At 64.0% G+C, this 24,758-nt stretch carries 21 protein-coding genes; 11 read left to right on the top strand and 10 right to left on the bottom strand.

Annotation, left to right across the window (positions count from 1 at the left end):
- Nucleotides 1-127: 127 nt before the first annotated feature.
- On the bottom strand, nt 128-928 hold the full coding sequence (locus tag FYM52_RS06985) for a transporter substrate-binding domain-containing protein (protein ID WP_042414669.1): 801 nt from the start codon (nt 926-928) through the stop codon (nt 128-130).
- Nucleotides 929-1,234: 306 nt separating this feature from the next.
- Here FYM52_RS06985 and FYM52_RS06980 point away from each other — a divergent pair, with 306 nt between their 5' ends.
- From FYM52_RS06980 to FYM52_RS06965, 4 genes are all read left to right on the top strand, one after another.
- Nucleotides 1,235-2,107: a MurR/RpiR family transcriptional regulator gene (locus FYM52_RS06980; RefSeq protein WP_042414666.1), complete on the top strand. Its 873-nt coding sequence runs from the start codon at nt 1,235-1,237 to the stop codon at nt 2,105-2,107.
- A 53-nt stretch (nt 2,108-2,160) separates the two neighbouring features.
- Nucleotides 2,161-3,429, top strand: a complete 1,269-nt coding sequence (locus tag FYM52_RS06975) for a diaminopropionate ammonia-lyase (protein ID WP_154163574.1) — start codon at nt 2,161-2,163, stop codon at nt 3,427-3,429.
- Entirely contained in the window at nt 3,426-4,664 is a 1,239-nt protein-coding gene (locus FYM52_RS06970) for a Zn-dependent hydrolase (protein WP_154163573.1), read from the top strand. The genes FYM52_RS06975 and FYM52_RS06970 overlap by 4 nt, the downstream gene beginning before the upstream one ends.
- Nucleotides 4,665-4,897: 233 nt before the next feature.
- Complete coding sequence (locus FYM52_RS06965) at nt 4,898-5,857, top strand: N-carbamoyl-D-amino-acid hydrolase (protein ID WP_154163572.1); 960 nt, start codon at nt 4,898-4,900, stop codon at nt 5,855-5,857.
- Nucleotides 5,858-5,955: 98 nt separating this feature from the next.
- Here the strand turns inward: FYM52_RS06965 and FYM52_RS06960 are convergent, their stop codons facing one another.
- Nucleotides 5,956-6,597, bottom strand: a complete 642-nt coding sequence (locus FYM52_RS06960) for a histidine phosphatase family protein (RefSeq protein ID WP_043383178.1) — start codon at nt 6,595-6,597, stop codon at nt 5,956-5,958.
- Between the two features lie 322 nt (nt 6,598-6,919).
- Here FYM52_RS06960 and FYM52_RS06955 point away from each other — a divergent pair, with 322 nt between their 5' ends.
- From FYM52_RS06955 to FYM52_RS06940, 4 genes are read left to right on the top strand one after another with little or no spacing between them, the layout of a single operon-like run.
- Nucleotides 6,920-8,521 (top strand): ABC transporter substrate-binding protein, encoded by a 1,602-nt coding sequence (locus FYM52_RS06955; protein ID WP_154163571.1) that lies wholly within the window; start codon nt 6,920-6,922, stop codon nt 8,519-8,521.
- Nucleotides 8,522-8,525: 4 nt separating this feature from the next.
- Entirely contained in the window at nt 8,526-9,491 is a 966-nt protein-coding gene (locus FYM52_RS06950) for an ABC transporter permease (RefSeq protein WP_042414653.1), read from the top strand.
- 10 nt (nt 9,492-9,501) lie between these two features.
- Nucleotides 9,502-10,440, top strand: coding sequence for an ABC transporter permease (locus FYM52_RS06945; protein ID WP_042414652.1), 939 nt, complete (start codon nt 9,502-9,504; stop codon nt 10,438-10,440).
- A gap of 2 nt (nt 10,441-10,442) precedes the next feature.
- Nucleotides 10,443-12,191: an ABC transporter ATP-binding protein gene (locus FYM52_RS06940; protein ID WP_370513808.1), complete on the top strand. Its 1,749-nt coding sequence runs from the start codon at nt 10,443-10,445 to the stop codon at nt 12,189-12,191.
- Nucleotides 12,192-12,912: 721 nt separating this feature from the next.
- Here the strand turns inward: FYM52_RS06940 and FYM52_RS06935 are convergent.
- Nucleotides 12,913-14,433, bottom strand: a complete 1,521-nt coding sequence (locus FYM52_RS06935; protein WP_154163569.1) for an AAA family ATPase — start codon at nt 14,431-14,433, stop codon at nt 12,913-12,915.
- Between the two features lie 75 nt (nt 14,434-14,508).
- Nucleotides 14,509-15,468 carry a hypothetical protein gene (locus tag FYM52_RS06930; protein WP_154163568.1) on the bottom strand — a complete coding sequence of 320 codons (960 nt, stop codon included), beginning with the start codon at nt 15,466-15,468 and terminating at the stop codon, nt 14,509-14,511.
- Between the two features lie 610 nt (nt 15,469-16,078).
- Here FYM52_RS06930 and FYM52_RS06925 point away from each other — a divergent pair.
- On the top strand, nt 16,079-16,294 hold the full coding sequence (locus FYM52_RS06925) for a hypothetical protein (RefSeq protein WP_154163567.1): 216 nt from the start codon (nt 16,079-16,081) through the stop codon (nt 16,292-16,294).
- Nucleotides 16,295-16,340: 46 nt separating this feature from the next.
- Here FYM52_RS06925 and FYM52_RS06920 read toward each other — a convergent pair whose 3' ends face one another.
- The gene (locus tag FYM52_RS06920) at nt 16,341-17,234 is read right to left on the bottom strand and encodes a DMT family transporter (protein ID WP_154163566.1); all 894 of its coding nucleotides are present in this window, start codon (nt 17,232-17,234) and stop codon (nt 16,341-16,343) included.
- 406 nt (nt 17,235-17,640) lie between these two features.
- Here FYM52_RS06920 and FYM52_RS06915 point away from each other — a divergent pair, with 406 nt between their 5' ends.
- Nucleotides 17,641-17,835: a heavy-metal-associated domain-containing protein gene (locus FYM52_RS06915; protein WP_042420287.1), complete on the top strand. Its 195-nt coding sequence runs from the start codon at nt 17,641-17,643 to the stop codon at nt 17,833-17,835.
- A 118-nt stretch (nt 17,836-17,953) separates the two neighbouring features.
- Here FYM52_RS06915 and cueR read toward each other — a convergent pair whose 3' ends face one another.
- The 5 genes from cueR to ttcA all read right to left on the bottom strand — a co-directional run bounded on the left by cueR (nt 17,954) and on the right by ttcA (nt 23,820).
- Nucleotides 17,954-18,412 (bottom strand): Cu(I)-responsive transcriptional regulator, encoded by a 459-nt coding sequence (gene cueR, locus FYM52_RS06910; RefSeq protein WP_042420273.1) that lies wholly within the window; start codon nt 18,410-18,412, stop codon nt 17,954-17,956.
- A gap of 284 nt (nt 18,413-18,696) precedes the next feature.
- A complete protein-coding gene (locus FYM52_RS06905) occupies nt 18,697-21,201 on the bottom strand; it encodes a heavy metal translocating P-type ATPase (RefSeq protein WP_154163565.1) in 2,505 nt (834 codons plus the stop codon).
- A gap of 176 nt (nt 21,202-21,377) precedes the next feature.
- Nucleotides 21,378-21,872 (bottom strand): DUF2501 domain-containing protein, encoded by a 495-nt coding sequence (locus FYM52_RS06900; RefSeq protein ID WP_154163564.1) that lies wholly within the window; start codon nt 21,870-21,872, stop codon nt 21,378-21,380.
- A 59-nt stretch (nt 21,873-21,931) separates the two neighbouring features.
- A complete protein-coding gene (locus tag FYM52_RS06895; protein WP_154163563.1) occupies nt 21,932-22,645 on the bottom strand; it encodes a DUF4136 domain-containing protein in 714 nt (237 codons plus the stop codon).
- Nucleotides 22,646-22,848: 203 nt separating this feature from the next.
- The gene (gene ttcA / locus FYM52_RS06890; RefSeq protein ID WP_042420284.1) at nt 22,849-23,820 is read right to left on the bottom strand and encodes a tRNA 2-thiocytidine(32) synthetase TtcA; all 972 of its coding nucleotides are present in this window, start codon (nt 23,818-23,820) and stop codon (nt 22,849-22,851) included.
- A 540-nt stretch (nt 23,821-24,360) separates the two neighbouring features.
- Between ttcA and FYM52_RS06885 the strand changes: the two genes are divergently transcribed.
- Complete coding sequence (locus FYM52_RS06885; RefSeq protein ID WP_154163562.1) at nt 24,361-24,750, top strand: type IV pilin protein; 390 nt, start codon at nt 24,361-24,363, stop codon at nt 24,748-24,750.
- The last annotated feature ends 8 nt before the right edge of the window (nt 24,751-24,758 follow it).

Here is a 24,758-nt window from a genome sequence, read left to right as displayed (position 1 = left end):
CGAGGGTCAGACCAGAGCAGCCGAGCAAGGGCCGCCCCGCAGCGAGGGCTGCGTCCCCCTGCCCGCAACGCGCAGCGGTGCGAGAGCGGGGGGAAGGCGCGCAGCGCCACAGGGGGGTGTCGCAAGATCAATCCGGCAGGTTGCCCATGTCGCGGCCCAACCACTTTTGCGAATAGCTGTTCAGCGTGCCGTCCTTCTTGGCGGTGCGCAGGATCTCGTTGACCTTGTTCAGCAGGGCGGTCTCGCCCTTGCGCACGCCCACGTAGTTGGGCGAATCCTTGATCAGCAGCTTGTACTCGGCCTGCACCTTGGGGTTCTTTTGCAGCGCGGCGGCGGCCACGGCGGCGCCCACGGCCACGAACTGGGTCTGCTGCGACATGAAGGCGGCCATGGTGGCGTTGTCGTCCTCGAAGCGCTGGATCTTCAGGCTCTTGGGCGCCAGCTGCACCAGGGCGTCGTCCTGGATGGTGCCGCGCGTCACGGCCAGGGTCTTGTCGGCCAGGTCGTCAAAGCTCTTGAGGGCAATGTTCTTGGGGCCGAACACGGCCTGGAAGAAGGGCGCGTACGAGGTGGTGAAGTCAATGACCTTCTCGCGCTCGGCGTTCTTGCCCAGCGAGGACACGATCAGGTCCACCTTCTTGGACTGCAGGTAGGGGATGCGGTTGGGGGTGCTGACCGGCACCAGCTCTGCCTTGACACCCAGCTTGTCGGCGATCAGCTGGGCCGTGGCCACGTCCACGCCCGTGGGCTTGAAGTCGGGGCCCATGAAGCCATACGGTGGGTAGTCGGTGGGAATGCCCAGGGCAATGGACTTCTTGTCCAGCACGCGCTGGAGCGAAGTGTCTTCCTGCGCCCAGGCGCCGCAGGACAGGCCCAGGGTGGTGGCCGCGAGGGCGGCAGCGGTGAAAGCACGGCGATGCAGAGACATGAGTCGGATCTCCCAGGATCAGAGTGAAAGGGTGACCGAGGCTTTGCATATTGCGTGCCAGGCTGTGAAACAAATATTTCTGTATACAAATTGGGGTAGGGACTGCGTTGCAGCGCCGTGGTGGTCCAGGGGTCGGCAGTGCAGGCCATTGCTCCTTGGCAGACAGGCACTTTTTTTGCGTAATGGAGGCCGTATGGCTGAAACATAGGTGCCTAAGTTTCTTGGTTCTGGCACTTTTGTTTCTGTTTGGTGAGGCGCTGCACGCTTTTGGATGGCGCGCCCCAAGATGGAGATGGAGACCCCCTGATGCCCGATGTTTTGACCGCGTCTGCACTGGAAGCGCGCATTCGCCACTGTTACGAACAGCTGACCGAGGCCGAGCGCAAGCTGGCCGATGTGGTGCTGCTGCGCCAGCGCGAGTTGCTGGGCTATTCCGCCACCGAGCTGGCGAACCTGGCCGGCATTTCCAAGTCCACGGCGGCGCGCTTTTTTCGCAGCCTGGGCTATGAGGACTTCGGCGCGTTCCGCCAGGCCGTGCGCGAGCTGCAGGCCCAGCAGTCGCCACTGGCGCGCATGGAGCCCTCACGGCGCAGGGACAGCCTGGCAGTGCAGTTCCAGGGCCATCTGCGCAACGACGCGCTGCGCCTGCAGCAATGGGCCGAGGCCCTGCCCGACAACCACCTGGAGGCCGCGCTGGCCTTGCTGCACAAGGCGCGCAAGGTCTGGGTCGTGGGCTACCGCCACAGCCATGTGACCGCCTTCTATGCCCAGGCCCTGCTGGCCCAGGTGCGCGGCGAGGTGTTCAGCCTCAACGATGTGGCCGGGCGCGAAGCCGATCTGCTGGCCTGTGCCAGCGACCGCGACGTGGTGTTGGCCGTGGACTTCCGCCGGCGCAGCACGCGCCTGCGGCACACCCTGGCGGCCGCGCGCAGCAGCGGCGCCCAGGTGCTGGTGCTGACCGATGCGCCGGTCTCGGCCCTGGCCATGCAGTCCCAGGTGGTGCTGCGCTGCGGCGCGGAGCACCAGCAAGGCCTGTTCGATTCCTATGTCTGTGCCGTCAGCGTGGTGAATTTCCTGGCGGCCTCGCTGGCCCAGATGCAGCGCACCCCCACCCACGCCCGCCTGCAGCGCATCGAGCGCCTGCACGTGGCCCTCGATGACCTGGAGCCCCAGATGTGAGGGGCACGTCCCCGCACCCCCCGTTTTTCCTGCCTGCCGAGAAAGAAGCACCCATGACCCACCCCTCGCCCCTGCCCGCACTGCCCGTGGCCTGTTTTGCCAACCCCGGGGCCAACCGCATGACGCCCTACGGCGCACGCCGCAGCGACATCCTCGGGGCCGATGCCCTGGCCCAGGCGCAGCACGAACTGTCGCAGTGGCCGGGCTATGCCGCCACGCCGCTGCACAGCCTGCCCGCGCTGGCCCAGGCCCTGGGTGTGGGCGCCGTGCACTACAAGGACGAAGGCAGCCGCTTTGGCCTGGGCAGCTTCAAGGCCCTGGGCGGGGCCTATGCCGTGGCCCGCCTGCTGTGCCGCGAGCTGGGCGCCCGCCTGGGCCGCACGCTGTCCACCCAGGACCTGCGCACGCCCGAGCTGCGTGCCCTGTGCGCCGGCATCACCGTCACCTGCGCCACCGACGGCAACCACGGCCGCTCCGTGGCCTGGGGCGCGCAGCAGTTCGGCTGCGCCTGCGTGATCTACATCCACGCCACCGTCAGCGAAGGCCGCCGGCAGGCGATTGCCCAGTACGGCGCTGAAGTGGTGCGCACCGCCGGCAACTACGACGATGCCGTGCGCCAGGCCGACCACGATGCCCAGGCGCACGGCCGCTTTGTGATCTCCGACACCTCCTACCCCGGCTACATGGATGTACCGCGCGACGTGATGCAGGGCTACCAGCTGATGGTGGAAGAGGCCGTCCAGCAGCTGCCGCAGCGCCCCACGCACGTGTTCGTGCAGGCCGGCGTGGGCGGCCTGGCCGCCGCCGTGTGCGGCTACTTCTGGGAGCGGGACGCCGGCGACCGGCCCTGCTTCGTGGTGGTCGAGCCCGACAAGGCCGACTGCCTGGCACAAAGCGCCCAGGCGCGCCAGCTCACGGCCGTGACCGGCGATATCGACACGCTGATGGCCGGCCTGGCCTGTGGCGAGGTCTCGCACCTGGCCTGGGAGATCCTGGACAAGGGCACGGACGCGTTCTGCGTCATCCCCGACGCCGCCGCCGTGGCCGCCATGCGCCTGCTGGCCCACCCCCTGGGGCAGGACCCCATCCTAGTGGCCGGTGAATCGGCCGTGGCCGGTGTGGCCGCGGCCATCGCCGCCAGCCAGGATGCGGCGGCGCGCACCACCCTGGGGCTGAACGCGGACAGCCGCATCCTGTTCTTCGGCTCCGAATCCGCCACCGATCCGGTGCTGTACGCGCAGCTGGTGGGCGAGAGTGCCGCCAGCGTGGCAGCCCGCGCCGCCGACCAGGCCACCACGGCCGCCACCCGGGGCACGGCATGAATCCGCAGACCCTGAAGATCGATGGCGCGCGCCTGCTGCAACGCTTGCGCGATCTGGGCCGCTTTGGTGCACTGGAGGGCGGCGGCACCAACCGCCTGGCGCTGAGCGATGCCGACCGGGCCGCGCGCGACTGGACCGTGGCGCAGATGCAGGCCCTGGACATGGCGGTGTCGGCCGACGCGATCGGCAACGTGGTCGCCACCTATGCCGGGGCCGAGGCGCTGCCGCCGGTGATGACCGGCAGCCACATCGACACCGTGCGCACCGGTGGCCTGTACGACGGCAACTACGGCGTGATGGCCGGCCTGGAGGTGGTGGCCACGCTGCGCGATGCCGGCCTGCGCCCGCGGCGGCCCATCCAGGTGGCCTTCTTCACCAACGAGGAAGGCGCACGCTTCCAGCCTGACATGCTGGGTAGCTTGGTGCTGGTCGGTGGACTGCCGCTGCAGGAGGCCCTGGCCGTACCCGCCGTGGACAACGGTGCCCGCCTGGGCGATGAGCTGCAGCGCATCGGCTATGCCGGCAGCGCCCCCGTGGGCCGGCCTGTGGTGGACAGCTTTGTGGAGCTGCACATCGAGCAGGGCCCGGTGCTGGAGCAGCAGGCCACCGCCATCGGGGTGGTCGAGGGCGTGCAGGGCATCTGCTGGATGGAATTCACCTTCGACGGTACCAGCAACCATGCGGGCACCACGCCCATGGCGCTGCGCCACGACGCCGGCGAGTGCGCCATGCGCACGGCGGTGTTTGTGGCCGAACTGGTGGCGCGCTACGGCGGTCGCCAGCTGGGCACGGTGGGGGCCCTGCAGCTCAGGCCCAACCTGATCAACGTCATCCCCAACCAGGCGGTGATGACCGTGGACCTGCGCAACACCGACGGGCAGCGCCTGCGCGACGCCCAGGCCGAGGTGCTGGCCTTTGCCCGGGCCATGGCCCTGCGCAGCGGCGTGCAGTTCCAGCACCGCCAGCTGGCCGACTTTGCCCCCGTGGCCTTCGATGCGGACCTGGTGGCCAGCGTGGAGCGGCATGCGCGGGCCCAGGGCCTGTCCACGCTGCGCATGCCCAGTGGTGCCGGCCACGATGCGCAGATGCTGGCTCGGGTCTGTCCCACGGCCATGGTGTTCGTGCCCTCGGCCGGCGGGCTGTCGCACAACGTGCGCGAGCACACCGCGCCCGAACAGCTGGAGCAGGGTGCGAATGTGCTGCTGCAGGTGCTGCTGGAGCGGGCGGGGCGGTGAGGGACACCCCCTGCGGCGCTGCGCGCCTTGCCCCCGCTCTCGCGCCGCAGCGCGTTGCGGGCAGGGGGACGCCGCCCTCGCTGCGGGGCAGCCCTGGCTCGGCGGCCCTGGTGTGGGCTGCGCCAGGCGCACAGGGCGGTGGTAGCACCTGATCGATTGCAATATGAATGAAATTGGCCACCAGCCCTTGCTCTAAGAGCGCTGGCAGCTATGGTTTTGAAAGAGAGAATGCTATGACCCGTATCGTCAATGTCGCCCTGGGCCAACTGGGTCCGGTGCAGAAGGCCGACTCCCGCGCCAGCGTGGTGCGCCGCCTGTGCGCCATGATGCGCGAGGCCCACAGCCTGGGGGCGGATGTCATCGTCTACCCCGAGCTGGCGCTGACCACCTTCTTCCCGCGCTGGTACATCGAGGATGGGGCCGAGCTGCACCGCTACTACGAGCGCAGCATGCCGAATGCCGACACGCAGCCGCTGTTCGACCTGGCGCGCACCCTGGGCATCGGCTTTTACCTGGGCTACGCCGAGCTGGCCGAAGAGGGGGCGGCCCTGGTGCAGTACAACACCGCCATCCTGGTGGACCGCACGGGTTCAATAGTGGGCAAGTACCGCAAGATCCATGTGCCCGGCCATTTCGAGCACGAGCCCTGGCGCCAGTTTCAGCACCTGGAAAAGCGCTATTTCACACCTGGCAAGTCCTTCGATGTGTACCAGGCCTTTGGCGGCACCGTGGGCATGGCGCTGTGCAACGACCGCCGCTGGGCCGAGAGCTACCGCGTGATGGCGCTGCAGGGGGCGGAGATGATCTTCATCGGCTACAACACGCCGGTGCACAACGCCCCCGCGCCGCAGCACGATGACCTGTCGCTGTTCCACAACCAGCTGTCCGTGCAGGCCGGGGCCTACCAGAACGGCTGCTGGGTGGCCAGCGTGGCCAAGGGCGGGGTGGAAGAGGGCGTGGACAGCATTGCCGGCAGCCTGCTGGTGGCGCCCAGCGGCGAGGTGGTGGCGCGCTGCGTGACCAAGGGCGACGAGGTGGTGCTGGGCCGGGCCGACCTGGATTTCTGCGCCGTCTACAAGCGCACCACCTTCAACTTCGACCTGCACCGCCACCCCGAGTGCTATGGCCTGATCACGCAGAAGAAGGGGGAAACCCTGGCGGCCGACGGCACGCCGTGGTCGGCCAGCCACTAAAAGCAGAGCGCCTGGCGCCCGTCCTGCGGTCGTTTACGGCCAAAAAGGCCTGAAACATCGGCGCGGGGTGGGCGCGCTTGGTTTCTTTTTTGTTGTTTTTAGCTCACGAATTCATCGCGGCTGGTGTGCTGCAGGTGGCTGACATCGCCCCAGCCGACCAGGGTCAGGCCCTCGGGCGTCCACAGCAGGCGGTTGATGGCGGCGTTGCCCAGCTCCCAGGCGCGCGGGGCCTGCAGGTCCTGGCGCGTGGCCAGGCGGTACAGGATGTCCATCACGCCGCCGTGTGCCACCAGGGCGATCTGCCCGCCCAGGTGCTGGGCCGCCAGGCGGTCCACGGTGTGCTGGATGCGCCCGCGCAGCATGTGCAGCGACTCGCCCCCTCCATCGGGCACGAATTCGGGGTCGCGCTTGCGCCAGCGCCGCGCGTGCTCGGGCGCGCTGGCCTCGATGTCGTGGAAGGTGCGGCCCTCGAAGCTGCCAAAGCAGCGCTCGCGCAGCCCGGTGTCGGGCTGCACCGGGCAGCCCGTGGCCTGGCCCAGGGCCTGGGCGGTCACCAGGGCGCGCTGCAGGTCGCTGCTGTAGATGGCGTCAAAGTGCTCGTCGGCCAGCGCAGCACCGGCACGCTGGGCCTGCCACAGGCCCATGTCGTTCAGGGGAATGTCCAGATGCCCCTGGATACGGGCATCGACATTCCAGGAAGTTTCGCCATGGCGGATGGCAACGATACGGGTAGCGTGCATGCGGCAAACGGGCGGGTTGGCGCCCAGAGTCAAAACAGAGCGTGCGGCCACCGCGGAAGTGGGCGCCCCCCATTGTCCGGCATTCGCGCATACCGTGCCTGGGGCGGTCACACAAGGATTTTTGCGTGAAGGCACAGAAATGCATGAGCTTATTGCGTGGCGTTGGGTGTGCTTCGATATAAAGATGAGCGCATAACAACACAAGCGACAGACGGTACGCACCGCAACAGGAGCACTTCTTGCTTGCTAGGCCTAACCCTAGCGCCGCTCCCGGGCGGCCCGTGGCATACCGTCAACCTTTCACCTTCTTATGGAGACGAAGATGATTTTGAAGACTCTGGGCACCGCCATGCTGGCCGCCGGCCTGCTGACCTCCGCCGCACTGGCACAGGCAGAGACCGTGCGCTGGTCCCGATCGGCCGACGTGACCACCCTGGACCCCCACGTGTTCAACACGGGCACCAACTTCGTGTTGATGCACCAGATGTATGAAACCCTGCTGAACCGCACCAAGGACGGCAAGCTGCAGCCGCTGCTGGCCACCGAGTGGAAGATGCTGGCGAACGACCCCACGGTCTGGGAATTCAAGATCCGTCCGAATGTGAAGTTCCACGACGGCAAGCCGCTGACGGCCAAGGACGTGGTTTTCTCGCTGAACCGTGCCAAGGGCCCCAACGCCCAGGTCAAGTCGCTGCTGGCCTCGGTGGACAGCATCACCGCCGTGGACAACCTGACGGTGCACGTCAAGACCAAGGGCCCGAACCTGATTTTCCCGAACAACCTGACCAACATCTTCATCATGAATGAGGAGTGGGCCAAGGCCAATGGCGCGCTGGAAACCCAGGACGCCACCAGCAAGACCGAAAACGGTGCCACGCGTGCCGTCAATGGCACGGGCGCCTTCGTGCTGACCACGCGCGAGGTGGACAGCCGCACGGTGATGAAGCAAAACCCCAACTACTGGGGCAAGGGCCAGTTCCCGCTGCAGGTGACCGAGCTGGTGTACCTGCCCATCAAGTCGCCCGCCACCCGCGTGGCGGCCTTGCTGTCCGGCGAGGTGGACTTTGCCCAGGACATCCCCGCGCAGGACGTGGCACGCCTGAAGCAGGATGCCAAGCTGCGCATCAACGAAGGTCCGGAAAACCGCTCCATCTTCCTGGGGCTGAATGTCGGATCGCCCGAGCTGAAGTCCAGCAACGTCAAGGGCAAGAACCCCCTGGCCGACCCCAAGGTGCGTGAAGCCATGGAACTGGCCATCGACCGTGACGCCATCAAGCGCTCGGTGATGCGCGGCCTGTCCAACCCCTCGGGCGTGATGGCGCCTCCGTTCGTCAACGGCTACGACAAGGCCATGGCGGCCTACCCCAAGGCCGACGTGAACAAGGCCAAGGCGCTGCTGAAGGAAGCGGGCTACCCCGAAGGCTTCACCATCACCCTGCACACCCCCAACGACCGCTACGTGAACGACGAAGCCATCAGCACCGCGATTGCCGGCTTCCTGGGCCGCGTGGGCATCAAGACCGAAGTGTCCTCGCGCCCCATCGCGCAGCACAGCGTGTCCATCGTCAATGCCGACAGCGACTTCTACCTGTACGGCTGGGGCGTGCCGACCTATGACTCGGCCTACATCTTCGACTTCCTGGTTGCCACGCGCGGCAAGGAAGGCCGCGGCGCGCAGAACGCCACGCACTACAGCAACCCCGATCTGGACGCCAAGATCATCTCGCTGTCCTCGGAAAGCGATGTGGCCAAGCGCAACGCCACGATCAAGGACATCTGGAAGGTGGTGCAAAAGGACCGTTTCTACATCCCGCTGCATGACCAGGTCATCCATTTCGCCTCGGTCAAATCCATCGACGTTCCCGTGCACCCCGACAACGTGTTGCACTTCAAGGACGTGAAGATCAACAAGAACGCGAAGTAAAACCATGCTGGTCCATCTGCTGCGCAGACTGGGCCAGTCAGTTTTGGTACTGCTGGCCGTCTCGCTTATTTCCTTCATGGTGTTCCGCCACATCGGCGATCCCACCATCAGCTTGTTGGGCGAAGACGCCACGCTGGAAGAACGCACAGCCCTGGTCGAAGAGCTGGGCTTCAACAAATCCGTCCCCATGCAATACCTGTCCTATGTGGGCAAGGTGGTGCAGGGGGATCTGGGGATCTCGTACCGCTTGAAGCGCCCGGTGGCCGACGTGATTGCCGAACGTCTGCCCGCCACGCTGGAGCTGGCCATGACCGCCGCCGTGCTGGCGCTGGTGATCGGCGTGGTGCTGGGTGTCTATACCGCGATCCGCAAGGATGGGTGGCTCAGCCGCTCCATCATGACGGTGTCGCTGGTGGGTGTGTCACTTCCGACCTTCCTGATTGGTATTGGTCTGATCTATCTGTTCGCCGTCGAATTGCGCTGGCTGCCGTCCTTCGGGCGGGGCGAGACCGTCAAGATCGGCGGCTGGGAAACCGGTTTCCTCACGGCCTCGGGCTGGGCGGCGCTCATCATGCCGGCCATCACGCTGGGCTTTTACAACATGACGCTGATCATGCGCCTGGTGCGTGCCGAGATGCTGGAGGTGCTGCGCTCCGACTACATCCGCTTCGGCCGTGCGCGCGGCCTGCATGAGAAAAGCCTGTACTTCGGCCATGCGCTGCGCAACACGCTGATCCCCGTGATCACCATTGCCGGCCTGCAGATCGGCTCGCTGATCGCCTTTGCCATCGTCACGGAAACCGTGTTCCAGTGGCCGGGCGTGGGCCTGTTGTTCATCTCCTCGGTGCAGGGTGTGGACGTGCCGCTGATTGCCGCCTACCTGATGTTCATCGCGCTGCTGTACGTGGTGATCAACCTGTTCGTGGACTTTTTGTATGTGCTGGTGGACCCCCGCCTGCGAAAGAAATAAGGGGGCTGCAATGACCGAATCTCTCAAACCCGCGCCGGCCCCGACCGGCTGGAAGGCCAGCGACTCGCCCGTCAAGCGCGCTTTTGCCCGTTCGCGCCTGGTCCAAGTGGCCACCGGCGTGCTGGCCCTGCTGGTGCTGGCCACCATTTGCGCGCCGCTGCTGGCGCTGCACAACCCCTTCGATCCGGGCAGCCTGGACCTGATGGACGCCTTCACCCCACCCTGGAGCCAGGGCATGGGTGAGATGTTCTACCCCCTGGGGGCGGACGACCAGGGCCGTGACGTGTACTCGGCCATCCTGTATGGCCTGCGCATGTCCGTGTTCGTGGGCGTGTCGGCCGTGGCGCTGTCGCTGATCATCGGTGTGCCGCTGGGCCTGATCGCCGGCTATGCCGGTGGCTGGTTCGACACCCTGCTGATGCGCATCGCCGACGTGCAGCTGACCTTCCCGGTCATCCTGGTGGCGCTGCTGATCTTCGGCATCGCGCGCGGCCTGCTGCCCGAGGGCTACCGCGACGACATGGCCGTGTTCGTGATCATCATCGCCATCGGTCTGTCCGACTGGGTGCAGTACGCGCGCACCGTGCGCGGCGCCGTGATGGTGGAAAAGCAGAAGGACTATGTGCTGGCCGCCCAGCTCATCGGCCGCAGCAAGACCGCCATCCTCACCAAGCACATCCTGCCCAACATGCTGGCGCCCATCCTGGTGATCGCCACCATCAGCTTTGCGCACGCCATCGTGGCCGAGTCCACGCTGTCCTACCTCGGTGTGGGCCTGCCACCCACCGCGCCCTCGCTGGGCACGCTGATCCGCATCGGCCAGAGCTTCTTGTTCTCCGGTGAATGGTGGATCTTGCTGTTCCCCTCGCTGGTCCTGCTGGCCCTGGCCTTGTCCGTGAACCTGGTCGGCGACTGGCTGCGCGACGCCCTGAACCCCAAGCTGCAATGAACATGACCCCAGACACACACCAACCCGTGCCTGCCGGTGATGTCACCGGCACCCCCGTGCTGCGCGTGCGCAACCTCAGCGTCACCTTCGACACCTACAAGGGCCCCGTGCACGTGCTGCACGACGTCTCCTTCGACATCTTCCCCGGCGAAATCCTGGGCGTGGTCGGTGAATCCGGCGCCGGCAAGTCCATGACCGGCTCGGCCGTCACCGGCCTGATCGAGGCCCCGGGCCGCATCTCCGGCGGCACGGTGGAGCTGCAGGGCCTGCGCATCGACCACCTGCAGGGCGAAGACCTGCGCCGCATCCGCGGCAAGCGCATCGGCACCATCTTCCAGGACCCGCTGACCAGCCTGAACCCGGTCTACACCGTGGGCGACCACCTGGTCGAAACCATCCGCACTCACCTGCCGGTGAGCGAGAAGGAAGCCGAAGCCCGCGCCCTGGCGCTGCTGGAAGAGGTGGAGATTCCCCATGCCAAGGAGCGCATGGCGCAGTACCCGCACCAGTTCTCGGGTGGCATGCGCCAGCGCGTGGCGATTGCCCTGGCGCTGTGCGCCGAGCCCGAGCTGATCATTGCCGACGAGCCCACCACGGCGCTCGACGTGTCGGTGCAGGCGCAGATCATTGCCCTGCTGCGCCGCGTGTGCAAGGAGCGCGGTGCCGCTGCCATGCTGATCACGCACGACATGGGCGTGATCGCCGAGACGGCCGACCGCGTCATGGTCATGTACCACGGCCGGGTGCTGGAAACCGGGCCCGTGCGCCAGGTGCTGGACGCCCCGCGCGACCCCTACACCCAGGTGCTGATGGCCGCCATCCCCAGCGTGCACCAGCGCGTGGAACGCCTGCCCGTGCCCGAAGTGGGCGGTGGCCCGGTCGCCAAGGCCGTGCCGTGGACGCCCAAAGATGTCGCTGCGGGCGCCGATGCCGCCAGCGCCAAGCCGCTGTTGGAGGTCAAAGACCTGTGCAAGGACTATGACCTGTCGGCTGGCTGGCTGGCCCGCCTGCTGGCGCGCGAGGAGAAGAAGATCCTCAAGGCGGCCGACCACGTCAGCTTCCGCATCCGCAAGGGCACGACCTTCGGCCTGGTGGGCGAATCCGGCTCCGGCAAATCCACGGTGGCGCGCATGGTGGCCGGGTTGACCCCGCCCACCAGCGGGCAGATCCTGTTCGACGGCGTGGACAAATGGAGCCCCGCGGCCAACACCGTGGCCATGCGCCGGCGCTTCCAGATGATCTTCCAGGACCCGTACGCCAGCCTGAATCCACGCTGGACGGTGGAGCAGTTGATTGCCGAACCCCTGGTGGTGCTGGGCCTGACCTCAGGCCCCGCCGAGACGGCCGAGCGCGTGCAGGAAGCCCTGCGCCGCGTGCGCATGAAGCCCGACGACGCCAAGAAGTACCCGCACCAGTTCTCGGGCGGCCAACGCCAGCGCATCGCCGTGGCGCGCGCTCTGGCCAGCAAGCCCGAGTTCATCATCTGCGACGAACCGACCTCGGCCCTGGACGTGTCCGTGCAGGCCCAGGTGCTGAACCTGATGCGCGACCTGCAGGACGAGTTTGGCCTGACCTACCTGCTCATCAGCCACAACCTGGCCGTGATCCGCCACATGTGCGACGACATCGGCGTCATGCAGCGCGGCAAGCTGGTGGAAGTGGGCGATGCGCAGGTGGTGCTGGACGATCCGCAGCATGCCTATACCAAGGATTTGATGGCAGCGATTCCGGACATTGCGCACGTGCATTGAACGTGGGGCAGCGTTGGGAAAGCTGCTTTCAAAACTTGGTTTTTATTCAAAGGCTCACGGCTGAGGTTGTGGGCCTTTTTTAATTGTTAGTTTTTTTTGGCTCTAGCGCTTATCTGGTAAGCGCTGGTAGCTATGTTTTTGTTGTGCTTCTTGGTTTGGCGTTTGCGGTGTGTTTGTTTGCAGAGGCCGCTTATCGCGCGGCGGCGACCCGGTTTCTTTTGCTTCGTCAAAAGAAACCGGGGAAAGAAAAGACGACGCTTGCAGTGGGCTGGTCCGGCGGAACTCACTGCGCTCCTGCGTCGCTGCGTTCAAACAGCCGCCGGAAATATGAAGGACACCACCCAAGTGGGGCGCGACGCTTGCGCGCGCGGGGGCTTTGGCAAGTAGAGCTAAGAAGTTTGAGAGGCTGCTTTCGACCCGTTGCTGTCGTTCGCGCCTCGGTGCCCAATGTCTGCTGCCGACGTTAGCGTTCGTTCCCTGACGCAAGATTCTGCGCGCCAACCCTACAAGGCTGAGTTCCCCGCCAGCGGTCGTCGCGTCGACCAGCAAACGACCCTGAGTGGTCCCCGTCGCAAGCCATGGAAGCGGACCTTCAACGCTTAGGTTTACCTGCGCCGTAAGGAGCGCAGCGACTGAAGGGCACCAACACAGGCCATGAAAATGCCGAAGGCATGGCCAGTGTTGGCGTCCGCGTTGAACCGACAGTTAGATTTTTTCAAGGCTATCGAGCGTTGAAAATTGGACCCAGCAGACGTCGAAGTTGACCAATATTTTTGCCGGAGTATTTGTGTTTGCAATACTCGTTGTACATGGTGCGTCTCACGTGAATTTCATCTATGCCGGTTACCCCAGCAACTTTTGTGACAATATTCTTCAGTCGGTCTTTTGAGCGATCTCTGATATTGGCTTTTGTTAGCTGCAAGTAGTCAACTGCCGTTGTTAGGCTTCTAATATTTATCGCATGCCCCGGGAACATCCCGTTTAATTGATTTAGCAAATCATTGTTTGCTACTGCCTGGACTTCGAAGAGATCAATTAGGCCTTGCTCCGGTGTGCACGGCAGGTATGTTACACAATTCGCACTATTGTTGAATAATGCCAATAGGGCTTGGTTGTTTTGTCGTTGCGCTTCTGCCAGTGATTCTGTTTTTACGTCTGCGTCCAGCAAGGCATATCGCTTGACATGGCTGGGGAAGATGCCAGATGAGCTATTGAGCATTTCTAGGACTTGCACAAATCCGCCCACTGGAGCAACTTTGTATAAAGGTCTATATTTTGCATCCGGGTGACAATGTGCCATGTACATGCCAAACATCTGTTCGGCAAGCAGTTTTGCCTGCTTGTCTTCAACATAGAAGACAAAATCTGCCGCGAGCTCGTCATCGAATGCAACGTCGCCCAATACTTGCGCAGGGAAAGCCCCCTTCGTCACAGAAACGACACCATCGTCACCGGTTTTGAGATGGATTAGATTTTTTCTGTTAGCGTTTTTTATGAGGGTTGCGGAGTGCGTTGAAAAAAGAACTGTCAAATTCTTCTCTGTCGCCACTTCGGCAATTTTTCGCAAAAGACGTACTTGCGCCTGCGGATGCAGAGCCATTTCGACTTCATCGATTAACAGCAAGCTACGCTCCTCCACTGCGCATATCTTCTTTCCCAGCTTTAATACGCACAACTCACCCAGGCTAAAGCTCTTCTCAGAATAGTAGTAATTCCTGCCGCCTACTTTATAGGGGATTAGATATGCGGCGCTGCCTACGCCACGTTGTGTGTTCACGTAGTGAAGGTTGTCCCATTTCTCGTCGCCTAGCACATTCTCCAGAAATGACTTTAGTTGGGCGGATGCCTGCCTGAGTCGTCTTGGCTGTATTTCATCAGGAAATGGCTCAATTCGATCGGCGCTTGCCTCTATATACTCAATTGATGGGTAGGGGGAATGGTCAAATAACTTGGCGTTTCTTCTGGGGGTTGCCCTCCAACGTTGCCCGCCGTAGTGATATTTGACCACTTCCTCGTTTATCTCATACTCAATCTCTGCCGAATCGTAAGAGTCTAGGCGGTGTTCAAGTGGGCTTGTTTTATAAAATCTTTGAAATGCATGCTGAGCATGCATTCGATAGATTGAAGCAAACAGACTGGTCTTTCCGGATCCATTTAAACCAGTTAGAACCCATACGCCAGAACCTGGGATATTAAATCGCAACTCGCGAATTCTCTTGATGTTCTTAAGCGTAACAATCATCTTTGCTCACTGATGGAAGGGTTTGGTCGGAATGGGGGTGGTCGAAAAATCTAACGTTCAAATTAACGGGCGCCATCAGGCGTCCTTCTCGACTTGCCACTTGTGATACCCACAAAGGCCGCCGTTGTCCTGATCGTCAGGTCCAAGGGACTCACCGCAGAAGGCGCATTCTGTGTGCTGCAACGTACCGCGGCAGAGCAAACAGGCACCGGTTTCGACGTGAAAGGCGTGCTGACCGCAGTCGTGACAATCAACAATTGGAGGGTCACCACCGTCGGTCATGGCTATGTACGCTTCTCCAGCGAAAGCCTCGGAGATTGCCTCTCCCACGACGTCATCAAACTCGGACACTTCGCCACAAGACGTGCATAAGAACTCAAGTGACTGAAGATACTCGACGTCCGTTTCGACGGGCTTCACTAGTTCAGAATGACAATGAACGCAGCGAAGTTCTGATGCTATGTCCGCATACACGGCATCAGGCCAATCAATCTTGTCCAGATCGGCGCGGCAGGCTGCAAGCTGGGCTTCGAATACGGTGGATTGCTCCAACAGGAAATGCCAAGTCGCTACACCTAGCAAATCGAGCGGCTCGGCTTCAAGCTCTACTGTCACGAAGGAGCGAAGAACGGCGAACGTATCGGCGAGAGCACCTTGCACGGCGGCAGGCGCAGCGGTTGTGTAGTAATGTTCGAGGTCGTTCCGAAAGCGGACTAGTTGGTCGAAGCGCTTCCAATCGACAGATACCCCGAGGGCTTCAAAGCGGTCTTTGATTTGTTGAACATCAACAGTCTTTCGACCGGCCCCGATAAATGTGAGTTGTCCAGTCGAAGAAAGTGTGGGACGAAGCCTTTCCTTCAGCAATACCTCATCTGAGCTTGGCGGAGAAAGTCGCCGCAGTTTCTCTTTGAACAGTAGCAGTACACCCGCGGTGATGTTTCTTACTGCCGACGTAAGCCGGGCACGATCAGGCGATTGGTAGTCCTCCACTCCAAGTCGGACTGCGGAAATGGCGTTAGTGAGGAGGGTGTTCATGACGCCGAACGTAATGTAGACCGCAAAAAAGCGCATTCCATATCTGGCGCTTCCGGTCTAAATTTGAACGCAAGAAATACCGCAAGGGGCTTGAAGCCAGGCCTTGCGGTAGGTGTACTGGATGAAAATACAGTTCTAAATTCGGCCATGAAACCCGCCGCTTCTCCTGTGTTACGCACTGCACGGTTGTTGAATCAGATCCACTAGCTAATTTGTAACAAGCACTATAACCTCCGCACGGAGCATGTCTATGTGCAATGTACGGTTTGCGACCTCGCGTGACATGGGCTTGCAGGAAGTCGAGGTTTTCAGACCATATTGGCCAATGAGTGACGGCTTTCGCGCTTATCGCTGGATGGCGGCTCAGGGTCGATCGCTGGCCGTCATGAAGGACCGCTGATGGGTGCCCTCGGTTTATCGCGTTGCCCCATCAAGCTGCCATCCGGCGACAGACCGCTCACGCAGCCAAAAGCAGTCCCTTGCAGGAGCAGCCCCAAGGACTGCAACTGGCCGATAGCCGCCATAGTTGGCGGAGCGCTAACGGCACTACCCCACGCGCGCGTAAGCGTCGCGCGTGCCAAGGATAAACAATCAAATTTCCGGCGGCTGTTTGAGCGAAGCGCCAGAGGCGCGCAGCGAGTTCCGCCGGATCGGCCGCCTGCAAGGCGCGCCTTTTCTTTCCCCGGTTTCTTTTGGCAAGACAAAAGAAATCGGGTCGCCGCCGGTCGACTACCGGCCTCTGCAAGCAAACACACAGCAAAAACCAAACAAGAAGCACACCCACAAAAAAGGCTTGAAACCACGTCCAACGGTTTCAAGCCTTTGAAGCCTCTAGCGCTGATGCAGAAAGCGCTACCAGCTATGCTTTTAGATCAAGCAGCCTCCGCCACCGCGGGCACCGGCTTGGACCGCCGCGCCTGGGCCGTCAAGGCGCAGCCCATGGAGGCGGTCATGATCAACGCAATTGCCACGCACTGCGTGAAGCTCAGCACCTCGCCCAAAAACACCAGGGCCAGGAGCGCGGCTACGGCGGGTTCCATGCTGATCATGGTGCCGAAGACGTGTTTGGGCAGGTGCTTGAGGGCGAACAGCTCCAGCGAGATCGGGATGGCGCTGGAGATCAGGGCCACGGCCAGGCCGGTCAGCAGCACGCTGGGCGACAGCAGCGCCGCGCCGGCATGGGCCACGCCCACGGGCACCACCACCAGGGCGGCCACCGCTGCGCCCAGGGGGGCGGTGATGCTGATGGGCAGGTGGCCCACGCGCTTGCCAAAGACGATGTAGGAGGCCCAGCCAATGGCGCCGAACGCGGCGTAGGCGATGCCGGCGGGGTTGAGCGTGTTCACGTCGTGGCCCAGGGGCAACAGCAGGCCCAGGCCCAGCACGGCCAGGGCGATCCACCCATAGTCCAGCGGCCGGCGCGATGACCAGACGGCGACGGACAGGGGGCCGGCAAATTGGATCGCTACGGCAACGCCGAACGGCAGGGTGCGCAGCGACAGGTAGAACGACAGGCACATGACGCCCAGCGTGGCGCCGTACAGCGCGATGGAGCGCAGATCGTGGCGTGCGATGGGGGCCCGCCAGGGGCGCCAGAACAGCAGCATCAGCGCGGCGGCAAAGCCCAATCGCAGCGCCGTCGTGCCCTGCGCACCGATCTCCGGGAACAGGCTGTGCTTGGCCCAGGAGGTGCCGGTGCACAAAAAGGCGATGGAGCCCAGGATGGCCAGGATGGGAAGCAAAAAGGTGGGGCGCTGCGCAGACATAGGGCGTGAATGTAGCGCTTTGCGGGCCACCTTGGTGCGCGTGCGGCGGCAGGCACAGAGCGTGCGGTGGTGTAGCCGATCCACGGGACCGTCAGAGGCCTGTGGGGGGGATCCGGGCTTGCCGCTGGTGGACATGGCCGCCCGGTCTCTGTGGCCTGCCGTGGAGCCGGCATGTGGGCCTGGGCGCACGTGCGGCGGGTGGGCTGCAGGGCACCAGGGAAGTCCCAAGATCTGGGGTGCGTGCTTTGTTGGGTGCTTTCACTCTCTAGCACACGCAGGATCAGCGCAGTCTGCTCTGTTTTTTAGGGTGTGCACGCCTGCCAACCCTGCGTGGCGCAAGGGCTTGACCTTCCCATCATGGCAAGCCTTAGTCTGGCGCCATTGCATTTTGACCAGGAGTTTTGCCATGCAATTTCACATCGACAGCATGACCTGCGGCGGCTGCGCCCGCAGCGTGACCAAGGCGATCCAATCCGTGGATGCCGCCGCGCAGGTGACGGTGGACATCCCCACCCACACGGTGCAGGTGCAGACCACGGCCCCGCAGGCCGCGGTGGTGGCTGCGCTGGAAGAGGCGGGCTACCCCGCGCAGGTGCAGTAAGCGCGCTGCGCCACCCCGTGGGGGTTGGCGGCAGCGCCTGACCCACGCCACGCGCGTCCCAAAGGCCATGGCACATGCCATGGCCTTTTTTGTGGGGCGTTGCGGTGATGGGGGGCGGTTAACGAACGGGCGGGCAGCAGGTAGTTTGGGCCGGGGCCGTACCATCGTCCGCGCCGGGGGCGGAGAGGTCGGCCGTCTCCAGCCCTTGCAGGATGGGGCAGTCGGGCCGTTCATCGCCCGCGCAGCAGGCGGTCAGCGCCTGCAGGGTGTCGGACATCTGCTGCAGCTCCTGGATGCGCCGCTGCAGGTCCTGGATGTGCTGCAGCGCCACGCGCTTCACGTCCGCGCTTTTGCGGCTGCGGTCCCGCCACAGGTCCAGCAGGTCGTGAATCTCCGCCACCGCAAACCCCAGGTCGCGTGCGCGGCGGATGAAGCGCAGCATGTGCACATCCGACCCGCTGTACGCGCGGTAGCCGGACTCGGTGCGCTGGATGGGTGGAATCAGCCCCACCGACTCGTAATAGCGAATCATCTTGGCCGACACGCCCGAGGCCTTGGCCGCTTCTCCGATATTCATAGGCGTTCTCCGAAAATTTTCACAGTGCACCGATGGTTGGGAACATGTGGCACAGCGCTGGCACTACGGCAGACCTGCCGCAGCGCTGCTGCGCGACAGGTCGGCATCCATCTCCTGACGCGCCATGGATGTTTGAGCGGCGCGCTGGTACAGCGCACAGCGAGTTCCGCGGCGGGTAGGCCCAAGCGCATCTTTGGTGACCTTCTGGGCGCACCCAGAAAATCACTCGGCCGCCGGGACGAACTCCCGGCCTCTGCCGTCAAAGACGGGATGGTCGCCATCGATCAGGCCGCAGCCTCTGCCATCGGCGCCTTAAAGCTGCGCAAGCGCAAGGCATTGCCCAGCACAAACACACTCGACAGCGCCATGGCACCGGCCGCAAAAATCGGCGACAGCAGGACACCATACGCGGGATAGAGCGCGCCGGCGGCCACGGGGATCAGCGCCGTGTTGTAGGCAAAGGCCCAGAACAGGTTCTGCCGGATGTTGCCCATGGTGGCCTTGGACAGCGCAATCGCATTCGGCACGCCCTGCAGGCTGCCGGACATCAGCACCACGTCGGCGGCTTCCACGGCCACGTCGGTGCCGGTGCCGATCGCGATGCCGACATCGGCCGCGGCCAGTGCGGGCGCGTCGTTGATGCCATCGCCCACAAAGGCGACATGGCCGTGCGTGGCCTGCAGCTGCTGCAGTGTGGTCACCTTGCCTTCGGGCAGCACTTCGGCCACCACTTCGTCAATGCCCAGGCGTGCGGCAATCGCCTGTGCGGTGCGGGCGTTGTCGCCGGTGATCATGATGACCTTCAGCCCCAGGGCATGCAGGGCGGCAATGGCGCCGGGCGTGCTGGGCTTGATGGGGTCGGCCACGGCGATGATGGCGGCCAGTTGCCCATCGACCGCCACGTACAGCGGCGACTTGCCTTCGCTGCCCAGGCGGGCCGCCGTGGGGGCGAAGCGCGCCACGTCCAACCCCAGGGCGTGCATGAAGCGGTCGGCACCGACCTCCACGCGCTGGCCCAGGGCCGTGGCGCGCACGCCCATGCCGGTGATGGAGGCAAAGTCGCTGAGGGCGGGCACGGTCAACTGCTCGTGCTCGGCGGCTTGCACGATGGCGCGGGCAATCGGGTGCTCGGAGCGCGATTCGGCGGCCGCGGTCAGCGCCAGCACCTGGGCGCGGTCAAAGCCCTCGGCCACTTCCAGGTCGGTCAGCGCGGGGTGGCCTTCGGTCAGGGTGCCGGTCTTGTCCACGGCCACGGCCTGGGTGTGCTTCAGCAGCTGCAGCGCTTCGCCCTGGCGGAACAGCACGCCCAGCTCGGCGCCCCGCCCGGTGCCCACCATGATGGAGGTGGGGGTGGCCAGGCCCATGGCGCAGGGGCAGGCGATGATGAGCACGGCCACGGCATTGACCAGCGCAAAGCTCAGCGCCGGCGTGGGGCCGAACACCAGCCACACCAGGAAGGTGAGCACGGCGGCGGCCATCACGGCGGGCACGAACCACAGTGTGACCTTGTCCACCACGGCCTGGATGGGCAGCTTGCCGCTCTGGGCCTGCTCCACCAGCCGGATGATCTGCGCCAGCACGCTGGCGCTGCCCACGGCCGTGGCGCGCAGGGTGAAGGCCCCGGTCTGGTTGACCGTGCCGCCCACCACGCGGTCATCGATGGTTTTGGCCACGGGCACGGGCTCGCCGGTGATCATGGATTCGTCCACATAGCTTTGGCCTTCCAGCACCGTGCCGTCCACGGGCACGCGCTCGCCGGGGCGCACCTGGATGAGGTCGCCGGTCTGCACGTCGGCGGCCGGCAGCTCCACCCACTGCCCGTCGCGCTGAACGCGCGCCGTCTGCGGCTGCAGGCCGATGAGCCGCTGGATGGCCTGCGAGGTGCGGCCCTTGGCGCGGGCCTCCAGCATGCGGCCCAGCAGGATCAGCGCGACGATGACGGCGGCGGCCTCGAAGTACACATTCACCGTGCCGGCCGGCAGCAGGCCGGGCAGGAAGGTGGCGACCACGGAATAGCTGAATGCCGCCAGCGTGCCCACGGCGACCAGGGAATTCATGTCCGGCCCGCCGCGCAGCAGGGCGGGCAGGCCCTTGGTGTAGAAGCGCCGCCCGGGAATCAAGAGCACCAGCGCGGTCAGCACACACTGCAGGTACCAGCTGTTTTGCAGGCCGATGGTGCCCGCCACCCAGTGGTGCATGCCGGGGATCAGGTGCGAGCCCATCTCCAGCACAAACACCGGCAGTGCCAGCACCGTAGCAAGGGTGAAGTCGCGCTGCAGCGCGGCGTATTCGGCTTCCTTGTGTGCGGCCTGGGCCTCGGCTTGCGCCCGCGCGGCCTGGGTGTCGATGGGTTGGCCGGGGTAGCCGGCCTTGTCCAGCGCGGCCAGCAGGGCCTCCAGCGTGGCGCTGCCTTGGACCGTGGCGCGTTCGGTGGCCAGGTTCACCTGGGCCGCGGTCACGCCGGGCACTTTTTGCAGGGCACGTTCCACCCGGCCCACGCAACTGGCGCAGGTCATGCCTTCCACGGCCAGCTCGACGGTCTGGCTGGGCACCTCGTAGCCGGCCTTTTCAATCGCTTGCACCACGGCGGCAGTGTCCAGCGGGCCAGCAGGCTGGATGTGGATGCGCTCGGTGGCCAGGTTGACACTGACCTCGGCCACGCCGGGCACCTGGCGCACGGCCTTTTCGACCCGGCCCACGCAGCTGGCACAGCTCATGCCGTGCACGGGCAGGCTGAGGGCCGCCGCGGTGGCGGGGTGGGCGTGGGGCGTGGATGGTGGGGTGTACATAGGCAGAACCTGTGGTGCTAGAGGGAATAGGGTGCAGCGTAATCCTTGACATCATGGGAAGGTCAAGCGCAGGGGCATGGTGTCGTCTCCGGACAGCAAAAAGGCTTGCACAGCGTGCAAGCCTTTTGACCTTCCAGCGCTTGTCGCGTAAGCGCAGGCAGCTACGGTTTTGGTGGTTAGAGCAAGGACTTGGCGTTGTCCAGCACCAGGTCGCAGGCCTTTTCCTTGAGGTCGCCCTGGAGCTTGTCCATGCTGAAGCTCTGGCCATTGCTGCCAGTGATGGTGCCCGCCAATCCCTGGAGGTAGCCCGGGTCCTTGGGGGCGGGCTGCTGGGGTGTCACGCCCAGCTTGCCCAGCAGCTGGGTTTTCACCTGCTCGGCCTTGTTGGGGTTCAGGTAGTTGTTCTTCATGCAGTAGGTGATGACACCCGCCGCGTTGCCGGCCGTGCCGGAGGCCGGGACCCCCAGCGAAGACAGCATGCCGTTGGAGGCGGCGCCACTGTGGCCCAGCAGGCCACCCAGGGCCGAGGCGTTGTCGCTGGCTGCGGTGCTGCCACCGCCCAGCGAGGATGCCTGCTGGCGCAGCGTGTCGCCCCAGTTGGCGGCGTGGGCGCCCAGGGAGAGGCCGCCGGCAGCGGCACAGAGCAGGGTGGAAGCGATCCAGCGAGTCATGGCAGATTCCTTAATCGGGTGAAAGGGCCGCACCCAGGCGAGCGCGGTCCGGGATGGTGTCAGCGGGCGGCCCCTGCCGCGGCGGGGGCGGCGGTCGGCGTGGTCGTGGTGGTTGCGGGCGCGGGCGCGGGCGCGGGCTTGGCCTCCAGCGTGGTGCGGACCTGGCGCGTGCCGGCAGGAGGATTCGGGAAATCGGTCAGCGCCGCATCGAACAGCACGTTCCAGATCACCTGATCGTCCATGCGCACCTCGTCGTACTCGGCCGAGGTTTCGTAGACGATCTGCTGGGTCTGCTGATCGCGCAGCACCAGCTTGACGGCGCGGTAGTAGACCATGGGGGGCGTGTCCATCATCCAGTTCATGCCCAGGCCGCCGCCCCAGCGGCCACCGTAGGCCATGCCCCAGCCAAAGCGCGGGCCGTAGAACCAGTCGTCATAGGCGGGGTGGTAGGCCCGGCCCTGGGACGCCGTGGCCCCGACCTGGACCACCAGGCGTGCCAACTCGGGGCGCGGGTCGCGCGTCAGGCCCACGCGGCGCAGGGCCTGCTCGGCCGCGGCCTCGACCCGGGCAAAGCTCTGCTGCTGGGTCTGGGAGGGCAGCAGCTCCAGCCGGTAGGTGGCGGGCAGTTGCACGCCACCCATGCTGGCATAGGTCTGCACGCTGCTGGTGATCTGGCGCGGGCCGCTGGCGCAGCCAGCCAGCACGGCGGCGCTGGCCAGCACGGCAACCAGGGCCCAGCGGCGGCAAGTGGAGGGAAGGCGGTGTGGCTGCATGGACGCTCCTTGGTCGGTAGCTGGGACAACGTTCCTGCCCACCATTGTGCTGACAAGCACGGGCCGGGGGAACCTGGGGTCTGAAGATGGCCGTTGGAACCGCCGTGACCGCCACAAGTTCCTGTGGTTGCCGCAAGGGCGGGGCCCAGCGCCCACAAAAAAACCCCGCACAGGGCGGGGCTGGATGCCGGCGCAGGCGTGGCTTAGCCGATCTGCACCACCTGCACGCCGCCGGGCAGCGTGGGGGTGGTGGGCAGCTCTTCGTGGTCGAAGGCCATGTCGCCATTCGGGTCGGCCACGCCGGTGGCCTGGGCGTCCTTGAAGTTGTGCAGCGCGGGATCCATCATGTGTGTGGTCACGATGTTGCCCATGGCGCGGAACATGCTCTCGATGCGGCCGGGGAACTTCTTGTCCCACTCGCGCAGCATGTCGCCCACGGCCACGCGTTGCAGGCCGTCCTGGCTGCCGCAGAGGTTGCAGGGAATGATGGGGAAGTTCTGGTACTGGGCCCAGCGCGTGGTGTCCTTTTCGGGCACGTAGCACAGCGGACGGATGACCACGTGCTTGCCGTCGTCGCTGACCAGCTTGGGCGGCATGCCCTTCATGCGGCCACCGTAGAACATGTTCAGCATCAGCGTCTGCACGATGTCGTCGCGGTGGTGGCCCAGGGCCACCTTGGTGCAGCCCAGGCGGTCGGCCACCGAGTACAGGATGGCCCGGCGCAGGCGCGAGCACAGGCCGCAGGTGGTCTTGCCCTCGGGGATCACACGCTTGACGACGCTGTAGGTGTCCTGGGTTTCGATGTGGTAGTCCACGCCGATGGACTGGAAGTACTCGGGCAGGATGTGGTCGGGGAAACCGGGCTGCTTCTGGTCCAGGTTCACGGCCACGATTTCGAACTTCACGGGCGCACGCTTTTGCAGCTTGCGCAGGATGTCCAGCAGGGTGTAGCTGTCCTTGCCGCCGGACATGCAGACCATGATCTTGTCGCCGTCCTCGATCATGTTGAAGTCCATGATCGCGCGGCCCACTTCACGGCACAGGCGCTTTTCCAGCTTGATCTGCTCGCGTTCGATCTTGATCTTGCCGGGCTTGGTTTCGGCGGCGGTCTCGCCTTGCGCAGCTGCCTCGGCGGCTTCGTCGGCGATCCAGGGGTTTTCAGTCACAGCATTCATGTGCGGCACGTGGATGGAGGGTGTTGTCAGCGTAGGTGGGCGCCGCAGATGGGTGTGCAGCTTGTGCCCAAAACGTGCATTGTCGGGCCAACCGAATGGTCATGTCCGGGCTTGGAAAATTTTTGCCCCCCGTCCCTGGCCGGACGAAGAGCTGCAGAGCCTGCGGTGAATATTTTTCTTTTTTGATGATTCACGATTTGTTTATTTTCTTTTGTCAGTGATTTTGTATAAATGATTCAAAAAGTAAGAATAAATGTACAAGTTCACCGAAATAATCACTACATATTTCAATTAATACTGAAACAGTTAAATATATGTAATGCGATTGATTTTGATTTGCTTGTTTTTGATGGGCTTGCTGGGTTTGTTTCTATGTAATTGTGCTGATGCAAAAAAATGTTTTTTTGCGAGACAATCGTCAACAGCAATCTCGCTGTTTTCTCAATATTTTCAATTGGCTGTATTGGCTGAATGAATATTTTCAAATCCATCGAGAAATAAGAGGCTGGTTATTCAACGGGTCTGAAGCAGGCACATTCCATGCGCAAATCAAAGGGTTTTACGCTGATTGAGTTAATGGTAGCGGTGGCGGTCATCGGCATTTTGGCGGCGGTGGCCTATCCCAGCTACATGGAGCATGTGCGCAAGACACGCCGGGTGGAAACGCAGACGCTGATGATGGATGTGGTGACGCGCCAGCAACAGCGCATGCTGGATGTGCGCAGCTATGCCACGACTTTGTCTGACCTGGGGGTGACGTTGCCTGCGCAGGTCGACAGCGCCTACACCCTGACACTGACCCTGAGTGCAGCTGGTACGGTGCCTGCTTTTACGCTGACCGCAGCCCCGAAGGGGGCGCAGGCGCGCGAGTCGTGTGGCACGCTGAGCGTGACCAACCGTGCGGTCAAATCCCCGGCAAAGTGCTGGTAGGAGGCAGT

The sequence above is a fragment of the Comamonas sp. CAH-2 genome (genome assembly GCF_009668305.1).
Taxonomy (GTDB): Bacteria; Pseudomonadota; Gammaproteobacteria; order Burkholderiales; family Burkholderiaceae_C; genus Comamonas; species Comamonas aquatica.
Note: the sequence above shows the minus strand (reverse complement) of the source record. Positions and strands in the feature narration are given on the sequence as shown.